Origin of the sequence: Bacteroides sp. NSJ-39 (genome assembly GCF_014287315.1) — a bacterium.
Lineage (GTDB): Bacteria > Bacteroidota > Bacteroidia > Bacteroidales > Bacteroidaceae > Bacteroides > Bacteroides finegoldii.
The window spans coordinates 88055-102143 of record NZ_JACOOB010000007.1; the positions used below are offsets into that span (position 1 = coordinate 88055).

Here is a 14089-nt window from a genome sequence, read left to right on the forward strand (position 1 = left end):
TATGTTGAATTAGTAATTCATAATAAGAAGCTCTGTTTCTTTCTCACGTTTACCTGCATGAGCATTTATGAATCGATGCGCCAAAATTTGATTGATATTATATCCGTCATATAATTTAGCAAAATAAGAATCTTCATTAATGTCTGCAGAGTTAGAGTTACTTTGCATAATCTTACACCCTTTTTGTGTTAGCACATCACAATATGCTTTAAGTTTCTCTTGCTCTGTGTCATCAAATATACTATGTGTATACTCGATAAAACATGCAGAACCGGAGAGAGGACGATATGGTGGATCTATATAAATAAAGTTATATCTCTCACCTAAATACTTAGTAATGTTTTTATACCCTCCCACAGATATCTCTACCTTTTGCAACACACTGTGGTCAGCCATAATTAACTCTTCATCACAGATATTGGGATGCTCATATTTGCCAAATGGCACATTAAATTTACCCTTAGTATTTACCCTATATAAGCCATTAAAGCAAGTCTTATTAAGGAAAATAAAACAAGCTGCTCGTTCCCCTTTTGCGAATTCATTATTGTTGTATTTTTCCCGCATCTTATAGTAGTACCTCGTCTTTTCTTCTATGTTAGCTAACTGGTAATACTCTTCTTTTATCTCTCGTAATAATGCTATTAATTTTAGTGGGTCATTTTTAATTAATAGATAACAACTTATCAAGTCCTCGTTAACATCATTGATTATGGCTCGTTTTATATTAGTGTAATGAGTCAACATATAAAAGAGCATAGCACCACCACCAACAAAAGGTTCAATATAAGTAACATTTTGTTGTTCTTCAATATCATTGGGAAGATAATTAACCAACTGTTTGATTAAGGCACCTTTTCCACCAGCCCACTTTACAAAAGGTTTTGCTATTATCTTGTTATTTTGTTGTTCCATTTACTTAATCATTACTTTAACAACTTACCTTGTCATTAGAGGTTTGCTACATAATCATGTAATTGCGACTCGTCAATTATTCTCAACATAAATCAACTCTCTCACATCAACATTAAGAAGTCTTGCAATCTGAAACAGAGTTTCAAGGTCTGGCTGGGAATTATTTGTACACCAACGAGACACCGAACAGGTATTCTTGCCAATCTGTTCAGACAACCATTTGGCGGTTTTATTCTTCTCCACCAATACTACTTTAATCCTATTTAGTTGCTTCATAACAAAAACGACTTATAGTTCAATGCAAAAGTACAACATTTATTTGGAACATCCGAAGGTTTTGACTCTATTAGAGGTCATAATCCCGTATTTATGAGTAAATTTGCAAAACGTAATCAACAACGAACTTGTTAAGCCCTATTTTATAAAAGCATAGTCAAATATCAAGTATGGATATATCTAGTGAATATCTGAATGATGAAAACATAAAGAAGCGTGAACGAGCGAAGCTTTGGAGAGCATCTATAGGCTTACAAGCAGTTGATAACCTATGCGTATCCAGCTTTCTCATTGAGACTACACGCAAACATATAGAAGGGCTTCTTTCAATAGATGAGCATTATGCACAAAAACACAAACGATCAAAACACGATTGAATACTCACCTATCATATATTATCGCCTTTCAGTTATTCGAAAATTTCGAATAACTGAAAAGCCTCAATACATCATAAAGGCTACAAGGGATATCCATAGCATTGTTATTTTACCGTTATAGCCCTTGCGAAAGCCTTGCAAGCCGGTACTTCAACAATTCGCCATACTTTTCTTTTAATTCAGCACTTAGGAAAGAGCTTTTAATGACAGTCTCAAACTTGGGCAATAGTTTGATATACTTATTTATCAATCGTTCTACAATCACATTCTCTATACCCAACGTAGCTGCTGACCTGATAAAATCCTCTCTTTGAAGCTTTTTCTTCCGACCATTCAAGGTCAATGCCAGTTCTTCGTCATCCTTGGGATTGATGATAGCCGCATTTAGCAAATCGTAAGCAGGGGTTAAACGTATCTTATCCGCTACCTCATACAAAGAGAAGTTTTTCAAGTGCATGTCGTTATTTCCTGTCAACCAAGAGAAAAGCAGCAACTCGAAGAAATTGGTAACATCCATTTTAGGTAAAGACGAGTATTTCAAAACAGCCTTGCCGACACGTTCATAACTGCTCTTGTATTTATGCTCTGTTTGCCTTTCGGTCAGTTGGCACATATCTTCCATCGCTATCTTCTCTCCGTCAGAAGTCCTGTCAATTCGACGGGTAAGATAGCATAACGTATTATCTGCCATCCGCATCAGCGTATGAGGAACAACCTCAATACGTGCCACCTCTGCAAGGTGCATGGTTAAATCCTCAACTTCAGGCATCATTTCATATTGCGAGGTCTGCGGCTTACAAATATAACCGCCCCATAGCCCGACAATAGTCAATCGTTTGCTGCCCTCATGCTCATTCAAATGCAAGGATAATTTCGGTTGAACACCGGTCAAAGAGGTTTGGTCTTGAATGATTTGCAAAGCAAGTTGGTCAAGTTGTTCTGTAGTATAATCAAGAACAGGCAATGTTGTTGTCCCGAAGAACTTCTTTATGCAAGCCGTGTGCATATCCTTTTCACCCTTTAAGAGCGGACGATAACAATACAGGCAATTACACATGACTCTCCTCCTTTTCTTCTATTGGAATAACGCTTACAGCTCCAATACAATCCTTGCAGCAGGTCAGGAGCAACGACATCCGGTCAAGAATACTGATATCCGTATTTCGTAATGCAACATCCAGCAACCATCCTTCAGGAATCAACCCATCGAAAAACGGGAATAGTACAGAACTTGTATATACTTCTTCCTGCAATGGTAATGTCAGACTAACTGCCTTTGCCGTTTCCGAAGAGAGATATTCCGGCAAATAGTAGAACTCATATCCGGCATCATTTTCTGTTAGAATCCCTGCCAACTGGTCTTTGTAAAATATACGGGCTTGTCTCATTGATTATCAGTTTTAGAAGTGGCAACCATTTCATAATTGAAGAAATCAAGAAGCTGGTTCACCTTATCAAGACGCAGCGTTTCCTTGCCTTGTTCGAGGTCTCGCACAAAGCGCAATCCTACCCCCGACTTCAACGAAAGTTCTTCTTGTGTCAGATTATATTGTTTTCGCAACATTTTGACCGTAAAAGAAAGATTATTCATACCATTTTACTTTATACCTTTTCGGGTACAAAGTTAGCACAAATGTTTGATATTATATCAGTATGGGTATAATTTGTTGTTTCACCATTACAATTATATCAGAAAGGGTATAATCCAAGGAAGATTGAGGCATTAATATTAAGGCTAAAAACAAGTACAGCGCATACGGTTTTACACTTTTTTCAACGAATATCACCCATTACCCTACACTTTTTCAAGCGAATCGAATGTGTTGCCTACAAATTTTTCTGGTCTTATGACCGATTTCTACTCTCAAGCACCTTTGGGAGAATAAAAAACATCCCGCAAACCCACAGAAATCCCAAGAAAACCACTACCTTTGCATTCAACAAGCGTTCTGTAACATACCTGCGGAAATGCCCTATCACTCAATACCTTGTATCTGATAACGGACATTCCACAAAAAAGACTGAAAAGAGGCGGTACAACACGTATATGCAAAGCGATGAAATACAGCGGTTTGTATTTGTCCCTACATTCTGTGTATTTGTCAAAACAGAGGTTGTACCGATTAAAATGAATGGTCGCTGATAATCAGTGATGTAAATATGCTGCATCGGCAAGTAAAACAGCTAAAACAACTCTGAACATTTCGGAACTACTATAACAAGAGGGCACTTACACATTATCCGACCACAAAATCTTCCGATTTAAAATTACTATAGAAACGTCCTGAAACAGCAGTAAACTTCAATACACAGTAATCAGAGTCCGTCACTCCCTCCGGATAATACATGGTATCTCCCTCCTGCCAGATCATCTCTTTACTGGCACTATCCGTCAAGACCTCCATCATACCGCGTAGCATAACCCCTCTAAAGAATCTCGTATCACAAAAGTAGATACATGCATGGTTGTTCTCCCGGTATTGCGCCACACGCATGGACGAAGTATTTGTTGTCAGATAAATCGTTTTTATCCCCTCTCTTTTTCTGGGTTGCAGCATCGCTTTGATGGTAGGAAATCCTTCACTGTCTATCGAACCGATAAAAGCTGTTTTCAGCTTATCAATCATGTTGCCTACTGTTTTTTCCGCGTCTCTCATCATTTTACTTTTTTATTATTGGTTTATTATCTGATGCGAAAGTAGAGAAATGCCAGAAAAACAATGCAATAAAAAGAAAGGTAGAAATAGCACTTTTTACGGTTTGTGCGCCTTACGATACAGTAACGGAGTTTCTCCCGTATGCTGCCGGAAGCTACGGATAAAATAAGAAACCGTTGAAAAACAGAGTTCAAATGCAATATCAGCTATAGGAAAGTCCGTATAAACAAGCAGCCTCTTGGCCTCTTCCATCACCTTGCCCTGAATATATTGTTTTGCGCTGAACCCCATGGTCGAGGTTATCATCTCATTCAGATAATTAGGAGTAATGCAGAGCTTATCCGCATAATATTGAACCGAATGTTGCTCTTTTGCATGTGTAGCAACCAAATTCATGAATTTACTTACATGATTATTGAAAACTTCCCTACTTCTGCCCTCCTCTATCGAAGTCATTTTAAGGTAAGCACGGTCCAGCAACATCAGGACTTCATAAAGCAATGCTCTCAAAACGTGTACATCGCCCTGTTGATACGAATCAATCTCTATCTTTATATCATGTAAGGTTTCAAGTATGCGTGTACAAAGCTCATCAGACAAATGTAGTCGCGATGAAAAATTTTCTATCTGAAAAAACGAAAGATGCCGTACAAACAAAGAATCTTTAAAGAGGGAAGACAAAAACTCTTCTTCGAAAATCAGAGCATACCCATTGATGATATGATGAGTATCCCAGTTCCGGATTTCCCCCGGTTTAGAGAAAAGGACGTCACATGGAATTGCTTCATAGGTTTGGTTATCGACAGCAAAAGCTCCCTTACCTTCTGTTATGAAAGTAATATCATAATAGTTTAGAGTGTGGACAGTACTTTTAGCCAGGAACTTCTTCACATACTTCAGTTCTACTACATCAACCAAAAGTTCACTCCCATACTTATGCTTATAAAAAGTATATCGAGGTATTGAGTTTTTCATTTTAGTCACCTAAAAACACCTAATTCGACATAGCAGGCATCATTGTGCCTCTCAAATATAATTTCCTTTGGGTATATCGTAAATACCAGATACAGATCAATAATGAAACGACAGTTGAAATGGGTGGAGCAAATCCCATGATAAACAGCGACGAGCTATCTATCTGGCTGAACCAGTATGACAACGGTATACGAAACAGGAAAGTGGCTATCAGACTGTGAATCATCGGGAATAACGAGTTTCCTTGTCCGCTGAAATAAGAATTAATGCAGAACACGAAACTAACTATAATACAGTCGATACTATAGCCCCGTAAATAATCAGCCGCCATTGCCACCACAGCAGCATCTTTCGTAAAGAAAGCAGTAAGAGTCTCCGGCAGGAATTGCGAATACACGCAAACCGACACACCGAAAACAAGAGCAATCCCAATCCCCGAAGCCAGACATTTATTCATTCTCTTGACAAGTCCCGCTCCATAGTTCTGTGCAGTCATGGTTGCCACAGCCGATGATATAGCCATCGGAGGCAGCATAGCAAACACAATGATTTTCTCAACAACACCCAGGGAAGCAGATGCAATGACTCCCATCTGATTGACAATGACAGTGATAATCAGAAAAGAAACATTGATTAAAGCATCCTGCAAAGCAATAGGTGCTCCCAACACCAAGATCTTTTTAGACAGATTCCGGTTCAATCGAATATCTTTCCGTGAAAAATCAAAATGGAATCCGTGCCGGTATAAGAACCAAAGTGCTATCCCAAAACTGACGCCTTGTGCGGTTACAGTAGCAATAGCCGCTCCCGTAGCCCCCCAATGGAAATAACCGACCAATATAAAATCAAGCACTATATTTATCACACATGCCAGTCCGACAAAATAAAGCGGTGTTTTAGAATCACCCAATCCACGCAAAATACCACATACAACATTATATCCTACTATAAACAGAATACCCAGAGAGCATACCAAAATATAGCTTTTCGTATCGGCCATCGCTTCGACGGGAGTATGCATCAGTTCTGCTATCCGACTATGAAAAAGCACCATGACCAAAGTTAGCACTACGCCGGTTATTGAAAACAACCATACGGAAGACCCGATAGTAAAAGCTACTTTTCGATTGTCTTTAGCTCCGGTAGCAATAGCAATCAGCACTGTTGTCCCGGTAGTAATACCCAGAATAATACCTGTTATTGTCTGCATCACCTGACTACCAATAGCTACGGCTGCCACACTTGCCGAATCATCATATTGTCCGACAACGAAAAGGTCAGCCCCGCCATAAAGTGCCTGGAGCACATTGGCAATCAGAAAAGGTACTGCAAACTGCAACAATACCTTCGGTACGCTTCCTTGTGTCAAATCTAACTCTTTCATAGTTTCTTCGATACTTTTCCTCTTTATCTTATTTTGTTACAACATAAAAAAAGTGCCGGACAAGCGAATGATTTGCACCATTCATCTTATCCAGCACTATAATTATTATTATAGCACCCTCCGATGAGGATTTTTATGCCTGTCCCTATTTCAGAGCTGCAAATATGGGCTTTGTTTTCATAATTACCAAATTTTAACCGGTTTTTATTTTCTTATGAAGATGTAACTAGCTATATATCAACTATTATCAGACGAGGTTTGGTCTATAGGATCTCCGTTAGAAAAACGAAAGAAAGCTGCCAACCGATCCGGATTCAGCGTATAATGTGCGCGTTCTTTTAATAAGGGTTCCGCATTCATTACGGCACAAGAATGAGAAACCACGGACATCATCGGCCAGTCCTTTAACGAATTTCCTACAACTAAAGTGTGTTCAGAAGCTAAACCCAAAGCCTTACATAACTGAAGCACCCCCTCTTTTTTACTCGCTTCAGGATGAATGACTGTTATCAGCGGAGCTTTATGAAAGACCTGGCAGGGATTTTCTTTCAACCGGGTAAGAATAGCTTCTCTCTGTTCTTTATCACGTACCAATATACTATACTTGTAAACCACTCCTTCATAACTATGAATAGTAACTTTTGACGATTCTCCATATACCTCCGGATATACTTTCACCGGCAAACACTTAATCTGCCCCAAATAAGATAATAACCCTCCATCTGCAAATACTCCTCCCCTGAATAAATCGAAAAGAGCCTTTCCCAGCTTTTTCTTCGCCTGCTCCATCGACAGAGAAGTGGCAAGATATAAGGAAACGGACTGTGCCATATATCGTAAAGCGTTAACATAACTTTCTGGAACTTTTCCCTGTGAATCAGTCAGTGTTCCATCCACATCGAAGAAAACAGTCGTAATAAGTGGCTTGTCAGGTATTCGCCAGAACGCCCCTTCTCCCATGATTCGATGTAAAGGGTGATTGTTCAGGTTACTGAACGCAATATAGCAATCACAAACCTTCCTCTTGCAAGATAACGGCACAACAGCTCCATCACCTTGATAAAAATTACCTATCTTCACCCGACTTCGGGGACAAGCATACATATCCCCTTTCCAATCGATAAAACAATTATCCCTTCCTCCTGCGCAAACTTCCCATTGTGCCGGAGCATTTTTCAAGTCATACTCAAAAAGATTATCCAATTGACTGAAAAACTGAATATCTTCCTGACTTAATGGTGCCCTTAACCCCTGCATAGCATTAATGAATAAATAAATATCCGGCAAAAGAGTATTCCGTAAATCATTGAGTACGGCCTTTGCAGAGGGATTCCCTACCGCCCCGGCACATACCTGTATTCCCGCATGATGGAGTATATGAATCTGATGCGCAAATTTCTCTACCGAAGTCATCTCAGGATGAAAACTGGCCCAGAGCCTTATCTTACTTATCACAGTGGGAGCCACACGAATCTCATCAAGCCAGTGTTTAGCCGGAAAAGAAAGGTTAGTCTGACAGGAAATTCCGGCCACCTGTGGCAATGCCGCCAAATGCACCATTCCTTTCCGATAATAACGATGGATCAATACTTCACCGTAAGGAATAATAAATAACTGTAACGGCTCCCCTTTCCATTGTTCAATAGCTGCTATAAAACGATTCCATGCCTGTTCATCCTGGGTCGTATCTGCCAGATGCGACTTCTTACCGAAAGGGCAATAAGAACAGGTATAGTTGCAGCTATTCAATTTGCCGCGATAATATATACGCTTGAAGGAAAGTAAAGAGCCTTCGTTTTCCATTTTTATTTCGTTCAATAAGAATAAGTTTCCATCAATTCTCTTATTTCAGGAGTAATGAACAACTGACCAATATAATCGGAGTATGCCATTCCTTCGGAAGTCAGACAAACACGACCGTTATCCGTATCTTCTATCCATTGCCGTTCAGCTAACTGTCGGAACAACGTCACATTATCCGGTGATTCTCCAAAGCGACGCTTATATTCGGCCTTATCAAGCCCCATATAATACATCAGATTCTTAATGATGAAACGTTGTCGCTGTTCTTCCTGCGAAAGAATAAATCCATTACGAGCCACTGTAAAATCAGTAGTGCCCATATAATCATCTATCTCTCCGGCAATACAACGCTGACAAACAGTATAGCGGGTGGCATAATGCAAATTACCGAGGTAACTGCGTCCGCCGGAGCCACACGATAGCATCACTTCATCCCCACATGAGATTTCCGCATCAGTAGACGGATGATGAATAAAACGTCGCATCGAAGTTTGTAGAAAACCTCTGTCTTTCAACAAATCACAAGCGGCACAATACATCTGAAAACAGACATCGTCGGATTCCCGCTCCGTGATAGCCGTTCCCGGTCGCACATATAGCGGATAGATAAAGAGTTCGTTAGGCTGAAACAGAAGAGCCTGTTCCAATGAATAAAGAAAGCTGGCCACAGTTTGTCCTCTGATTCCGTAAATCAAATCAATATTAAAAAACGGGAATTGTCTCTTCCGAATAGCCTCCAGCGCCTGATTAATCATGTCTCGCCGGGGACGTCTTTTCAAAGCAGTTAATTCTTCGTCAAGGAAACTCTGTACGCCAATACTCACACGAGCCACTCCTGCTTGCTTCAATAAGTCCAAACGGGCAGGATCGGCATATTCCGGCGATGTTTCTACGGAAGTAAAGGTATGTGAAGGATGCACTCCGAATAAGGCAGCTGTATCCAGTAAGTATTCCAGTTGAGGAACAGTGAGGAGCAACGGTGTGCCTCCTCCAATGGCGAAACTATCAAATGCCAGTCCGGTAGTGAGTGGAGACAACTGTTGCGCCTGCTTGTGAAGAGTTTCCAAATAAGTTGCGATATAATCCGCACGATTTGTTTGCAGAGAAAACAGGTTGCAATATCCACATTTATGACTACAAAAAGGAATATGGAAATAAAGCGATGCTTTCTGTCCTTCCACCTGTTTCAGGTAAGGAACCAGCGAAACCGGGGACGGAAAAGAACGATAAGCAGTTTTATGTGGATAACTATACATATAGTCTACATATCGTGGTAGCGGTTGATTCATTTTTTCGTTAAAATAAAGTGTTTGTAAGGGACTGTATAAACCGTTTCGTGAGATATGCAATGATATTCATATCCATCCTCTCCATAGCAAGTGCCATGATCGGAAAGAGCAATCACCAGCGTATTTCCCCGCTTCTGAAAGGCCTGAAATAAACGGGGTAGCTGACTGTCGACATATTGCAGCGCGGCAGCGTGTGATTCCTTATCATCCTTCATTTTGCCTTCCACATAATGACAGTTCGGATAATGAATAGCAGAAAAATTGATATACATAAAAATCCGTTTGTCCTCCGGATAGTTTTCGAGTTTCTTCAATGCAAAATCAATTTGTTTTTCAGTACTATCGGGTGCCGTGCATCCAAAGGTCGGCAGCCAATAACTTTTAGTAAAGTAACCGGGAAACACACGCCCCAGTTCATTACGCTTGCTGAAGAAGTTCACCCCTCCTATACAAATCGTTTCATAACCTACATTGGCAAGGCTTTGCACAAAAGTTGCTTCCGTAAACGGATAACTTCCCGCAGGCGGAATACGTCCCGTACCAGCTTGCACAGGGAAAAACAACCACTTACGGCTGCGTAGCGAATGAGGTTCCGCCGGAGAAGGCAGAAATCCTGCAAAGATGGCAAAATGAGACGGGTAAGTAAAATTTCCCAGCGCATGTCTTTTTTCCCATTCTCCTCCGTGACTGTTCAGTACCGGTGTTCTTCCTGCCTCTTCTTCCTCCTTGCTGACATCATAACGCAAGGTATCAAAGCAAAGCATCAATATATCATGAGTACCCACCACCTGATTCATATCCAGATCCGGATTTTGGGTCTGTTCGCCAGCCGGCAGTTCATCTATTTGCATGGTTATATCTCTTTTTTATGTTTTTTATCTGTTGAATATAAATAGAATTATGAGCAAACATATCCTGATACACATGATCTCCCTGTCCGTTGACTTCTATTATATAAGGAATATCTGTTCCTCTCTCTATCAGTACATCCACTCCGGCATATTGCAAATCCAAAGATTGAACCGCTTCCTGACACTGAAAATAGATTTGTTGCCGCACTACTTCCGGCAAAGACAATTCGTTCCACCAATGTGCCTTATTGTTCAGATGCAGATTGGTTATGCTTCCTTTACTGCATCTCACAACGATATAATCAATTTCAGATTCCCGGCACACTACCCGGAGATCATAATTCTCTCCCTGCAACTGCTCTTTAGGAATCCATTCTTCTAAAATAGCTTCTGTTTGCATCACCGCTTCCGCCAACGGGATCATCTCTTTTTCCGTACTCAAACGGTTGATACGTTTGGTGTTATGAATGACTCCATCCACTTGTTGCAAGGTAGTATAGACTACCCATTTATTCCGGTTGGGTTGATAGCGAACAGCCATAATGCCTCCCGCCCCCGAACCGTAACGGGGTTTCAAAAAGCATCCTCTACCGCAACCGGCAAGAAGCTCTCTCAACTCATCAAAAGAACGGGGAGAAGGTAACATCGGAGTCACTTTCAACCCTCTGTCCATCAACACTTGTTTAGTTTCCTTTTTATCAAGAGCACGTAATAAAGCATGGGGAGTATTCAAAAAGCACACGTCATCAGATAGCCTCATCTCGCCTAAACGTTGCAGTGTCTCCTTATATGCCTGATTCAACAGCGCATATTTCAGGAAATTCGTTTCATCGCTTACACAAGGTTCCAGTTTGATAACTGCCTGCCGTAGTTGCGGCAAGCAGTTAAAAAGTTCCCCGTAAGTCATAAAACGAACTTCCACCTGCAAGTGTTTGCCTGCTTCAATAAAGTATTCTATACGTTTGGACAGAGAGTTGCTGACAACGATTATCTGCATCTCCTATTCTGTAATCATCGGGTAATACCACAATTCACCATCATATTCATCCACCTCTTCAGTTTCAGCAATATCTATTTTCATAGGAAGATTCTGCAGCTGTTTTTTCATATCCTTGCTCAAATAATTGTAGCGCATATTGATAAACTTCAAATGAGCGATCTTATCCATATTATCCAGCAATAATTGGGCACCTTCATCTTTGAGAGTACCAGCCGAAACATCCATTGTTTCAAGTTGGGGAAGAATATCCGACTCCAGGAACATTTCTACAATCTTGTCCTGTTCTTCAGAGTTGACGATCCCCAGATAAGTCAGCTTCGGGAAACGTTCTTTGGAGAACAACGGACGGAATATCTCAATATCAGCTTCAAATCCATAATCTTCCACACCAACATATAGAATCAGTTTTTCCAGATTGGGGAAATCAGAACCAAGAATATCTTCTACCACTTCGGTAGGCAGGCCACCACTGATAATTTCGAGTGACCGCAACTCCGGCCGTGAAGTCTTTCCCAAACGCAGATTATTGGTTCCTTTGATTTTCAGATCCTTCAATTTAGGCATGGCATCGAGCAGCGGACTAATATCAGCTTGTTCAATCCATGAAATCTCCTGTTCTTCCTGCTCAATATCTCCCCAGAACAAGCCTTCTATTTGTGCGAACTTCTCCTTATTTTCAATCATTCCCTGTAATAAGGCAGAACAGTCGCCACCCTCATAATCCCAACAACCGATTGTTATTTGTTTATATTCAGAGAGATGTTTATCTTTCAATATCTTATCCAGAAGATTCACATTATTTTCATACTCATCGTAACTCAAAGTATATTTCTTGGCTTCCACTTTCATTTCACGTGCAGTTTCTTCAGCAGTTTCTACATACCCTTTTTTGGTCTTTTCCGCAATCAGTTTGCCGGCTGCTTTTTCAGCTTCTTCAGTCGTTGCGTAGTTTTTCACTTGTGTTTGTCCGTCGGTTCCCAACTTGCCATAATTTACAGTAACATCTGTTCCGACTACATCTATACTCCAGAATTTCTGCGATTTAAAATCTTGAAAAACGAATACTCTCTTCATAATACAGTTTTTAATGGTTGATATTTGCACACTCAACACAGAACGCGCATGAACAATACCTGCAAAAATAACCATTTTATGTAATGTACAAAGAAATCTGTTTACTAAACTTTCAGAGTATTCAAAAATACAACCCAAGATATGCAACAAAGGCTGCCTTTTGGGGCAGCCTTCATTATTCTATTTCTGTAATATATCAGTTTAATCTTCAATAGTACATATACTTACACGGTTCCAATCCGGTTCAGTAAACATATCGCCTACACCCTGACCTTCAGCAGTGATACGAGATGCACTGATTTTATATTTGTTGACCAGGATCGTTTTTACAGCTTCTGCACGTGCTGCGGCAATTCTGGCATTCACTTCAACACTACCTTCCGGAGAAGCGTATCCCTTAATAACCACTTTAGAATCAGCATATTTCTTCAGGTAAGAAGCTACACGTTCCACATTAGGAAGTTGTGAAGCGTCAACTGACGATTTACCTTGTCTGAAAGTAATGATAGATTCGGGTACACGGGCGGTTTTCACTACAGTCTCCACCGGAACCACTTTTGTGCGGCATGCTTCAAGTTCTTCCTGCAATCCGTTGATACGTTGGTTTGCATTGCTGATCTCACCATCTTTGTTGTTTACATCTGCACGAAGTGCATTGATTGAAGAGTTCAGTCCGTCAATTTCGGCTTGATTATATACTCTCACTTTGGCAAAATGATGTGTTCCGTTACTTGTCTTAAAGTGATATGTCAATCCGGCTGTCAACTCAAACGCTGCGTTGTTGGCATTGAAACGGCTCTTTGACTCCGGGAAGCCACCTTGCATATCATATACGATGGCTGGTTTAAGCCCCACTGTCCATGCTTTACTTTCACCCAAATTAAAATTCAGGTTCAATCCGAAGCGGGTAGACCAAGAGTTTTCGTCTCCATCACCACTTGCGTAATAGTGTAACCAGCCCATTCCAGCTACCGCTTCCACCTCAAAGAGACGAGGAGTACCGTTATAACCAGCAAACAGATTCATCAAGTTCACCTTACCCAATAAACTGACATCCGAAGCATCAAAAGCTGTTTTACTTTGGGTCGTGTTAACATATCCCATACCCTGAAACCCTAATCCGAAAATAGGAGTTAACTGTTTCGATATTCCAATTCCGAACGCAGGACGCATCCCTTTAAAAAAAGCATTATGGGTGAGAGGGGTTACCGCACCCGCTTTTAGTTCTACAGACCAGTTGTCTGTTAATTTTGTACCTTCTACGACAGATTGGGCATTTGCTGTAAATCCACCCAATACAAAAGCTAATAGAATAATAGATTTTCTCATAATCATAAGTTTAAAATATTATGTTTTACCTGCTAAATCATTAGATATGCTTGGTTTAGCCATGTCTAATTTTTTAGTTCATAATTAAGTTCTTTATTTACTTCAAACAACATATTGTATCAAATATTAGTTCACAAGGCAAAAGCCTAATTAACATCT

The 14089-nt window shown here is 40.4% G+C and carries 14 protein-coding genes; all 14 read right to left on the reverse strand.

Going from position 1 to position 14089, the window contains the following annotated elements; translation table 11 throughout:
- Positions 1–9 precede the first annotated feature (9 nt).
- The 14 genes from H8S63_RS10225 to H8S63_RS10290 all read right to left on the reverse strand — a co-directional run bounded on the left by H8S63_RS10225 (position 10) and on the right by H8S63_RS10290 (position 13936).
- Positions 10–915: a Dam family site-specific DNA-(adenine-N6)-methyltransferase gene (locus H8S63_RS10225; protein WP_186926695.1), complete on the reverse strand. Its 906-nt coding sequence runs from the start codon at positions 913–915 to the stop codon at positions 10–12.
- A 72-nt stretch (positions 916–987) separates the two neighbouring features.
- Positions 988–1191 carry a helix-turn-helix transcriptional regulator gene (locus H8S63_RS10230; protein WP_186926696.1) on the reverse strand — a complete coding sequence of 68 codons (204 nt, stop codon included), beginning with the start codon at positions 1189–1191 and terminating at the stop codon, positions 988–990.
- Between the two features lie 492 nt (positions 1192–1683).
- Positions 1684–2625, reverse strand: a complete 942-nt coding sequence (locus tag H8S63_RS10235; protein ID WP_186926697.1) for a HipA domain-containing protein — start codon at positions 2623–2625, stop codon at positions 1684–1686.
- The gene (locus H8S63_RS10240) at positions 2618–2956 is read right to left on the reverse strand and encodes a HipA N-terminal domain-containing protein (RefSeq protein ID WP_186926698.1); all 339 of its coding nucleotides are present in this window, start codon (positions 2954–2956) and stop codon (positions 2618–2620) included. Before H8S63_RS10240 ends, H8S63_RS10235 begins: the two co-directional genes overlap by 8 nt.
- The gene (locus H8S63_RS10245; RefSeq protein WP_186926699.1) at positions 2953–3159 is read right to left on the reverse strand and encodes a helix-turn-helix transcriptional regulator; all 207 of its coding nucleotides are present in this window, start codon (positions 3157–3159) and stop codon (positions 2953–2955) included. The genes H8S63_RS10240 and H8S63_RS10245 overlap by 4 nt, the downstream gene beginning before the upstream one ends.
- 646 nt (positions 3160–3805) lie before the next feature.
- On the reverse strand, positions 3806–4228 hold the full coding sequence (locus tag H8S63_RS10250) for a pyridoxamine 5'-phosphate oxidase family protein (RefSeq protein WP_186926700.1): 423 nt from the start codon (positions 4226–4228) through the stop codon (positions 3806–3808).
- A gap of 93 nt (positions 4229–4321) precedes the next feature.
- Positions 4322–5200 (reverse strand): AraC family transcriptional regulator, encoded by an 879-nt coding sequence (locus tag H8S63_RS10255; protein WP_186926701.1) that lies wholly within the window; start codon positions 5198–5200, stop codon positions 4322–4324.
- A 19-nt stretch (positions 5201–5219) separates the two neighbouring features.
- Positions 5220–6584: an MATE family efflux transporter gene (locus H8S63_RS10260; RefSeq protein WP_186926702.1), complete on the reverse strand. Its 1365-nt coding sequence runs from the start codon at positions 6582–6584 to the stop codon at positions 5220–5222.
- 237 nt (positions 6585–6821) lie between these two features.
- Complete coding sequence (locus H8S63_RS10265; RefSeq protein WP_186926703.1) at positions 6822–8387, reverse strand: STM4011 family radical SAM protein; 1566 nt, start codon at positions 8385–8387, stop codon at positions 6822–6824.
- A gap of 11 nt (positions 8388–8398) precedes the next feature.
- Positions 8399–9676, reverse strand: a complete 1278-nt coding sequence (locus H8S63_RS10270; protein ID WP_186926704.1) for an STM4012 family radical SAM protein — start codon at positions 9674–9676, stop codon at positions 8399–8401.
- Entirely contained in the window at positions 9673–10527 is an 855-nt protein-coding gene (locus H8S63_RS10275) for an STM4013/SEN3800 family hydrolase (RefSeq protein ID WP_186926705.1), read from the reverse strand. Before H8S63_RS10275 ends, H8S63_RS10270 begins: the two co-directional genes overlap by 4 nt.
- Complete coding sequence (locus H8S63_RS10280; protein WP_186926706.1) at positions 10514–11524, reverse strand: STM4014 family protein; 1011 nt, start codon at positions 11522–11524, stop codon at positions 10514–10516. The genes H8S63_RS10275 and H8S63_RS10280 overlap by 14 nt, the downstream gene beginning before the upstream one ends.
- Before the next feature lie 3 nt (positions 11525–11527).
- Complete coding sequence (locus H8S63_RS10285) at positions 11528–12601, reverse strand: STM4015 family protein (protein ID WP_117935035.1); 1074 nt, start codon at positions 12599–12601, stop codon at positions 11528–11530.
- A gap of 201 nt (positions 12602–12802) precedes the next feature.
- Positions 12803–13936: an OmpA family protein gene (locus H8S63_RS10290; protein WP_022276575.1), complete on the reverse strand. Its 1134-nt coding sequence runs from the start codon at positions 13934–13936 to the stop codon at positions 12803–12805.
- Positions 13937–14089 lie beyond the last annotated feature (153 nt).

Excerpts from the sequence above, each read along its gene's own strand:
- H8S63_RS10225 (WP_186926695.1), bottom strand. The coding sequence starts at position 915 with ATGGAACAACAAAATAACAAGATAATAGCAAAACCTTTTGTAAAGTGG.
- H8S63_RS10230 (WP_186926696.1), bottom strand. The coding sequence starts at position 1,191 with ATGAAGCAACTAAATAGGATTAAAGTAGTATTGGTGGAGAAGAATAAA.
- H8S63_RS10235 (WP_186926697.1), bottom strand. The coding sequence starts at position 2,625 with ATGTGTAATTGCCTGTATTGTTATCGTCCGCTCTTAAAGGGTGAAAAG.
- H8S63_RS10240 (WP_186926698.1), bottom strand. The coding sequence starts at position 2,956 with ATGAGACAAGCCCGTATATTTTACAAAGACCAGTTGGCAGGGATTCTA.
- H8S63_RS10245 (WP_186926699.1), bottom strand. The coding sequence starts at position 3,159 with ATGAATAATCTTTCTTTTACGGTCAAAATGTTGCGAAAACAATATAAT.
- H8S63_RS10250 (WP_186926700.1), bottom strand. The coding sequence starts at position 4,228 with ATGATGAGAGACGCGGAAAAAACAGTAGGCAACATGATTGATAAGCTG.
- H8S63_RS10255 (WP_186926701.1), bottom strand. The coding sequence starts at position 5,200 with ATGAAAAACTCAATACCTCGATATACTTTTTATAAGCATAAGTATGGG.
- H8S63_RS10260 (WP_186926702.1), bottom strand. The coding sequence starts at position 6,584 with ATGAAAGAGTTAGATTTGACACAAGGAAGCGTACCGAAGGTATTGTTG.
- H8S63_RS10265 (WP_186926703.1), bottom strand. The coding sequence starts at position 8,387 with ATGGAAAACGAAGGCTCTTTACTTTCCTTCAAGCGTATATATTATCGC.
- H8S63_RS10270 (WP_186926704.1), bottom strand. The coding sequence starts at position 9,676 with ATGAATCAACCGCTACCACGATATGTAGACTATATGTATAGTTATCCA.
- H8S63_RS10275 (WP_186926705.1), bottom strand. The coding sequence starts at position 10,527 with ATGCAAATAGATGAACTGCCGGCTGGCGAACAGACCCAAAATCCGGAT.
- H8S63_RS10280 (WP_186926706.1), bottom strand. The coding sequence starts at position 11,524 with ATGCAGATAATCGTTGTCAGCAACTCTCTGTCCAAACGTATAGAATAC.
- H8S63_RS10285 (WP_117935035.1), bottom strand. The coding sequence starts at position 12,601 with ATGAAGAGAGTATTCGTTTTTCAAGATTTTAAATCGCAGAAATTCTGG.
- H8S63_RS10290 (WP_022276575.1), bottom strand. The coding sequence starts at position 13,936 with ATGATTATGAGAAAATCTATTATTCTATTAGCTTTTGTATTGGGTGGA.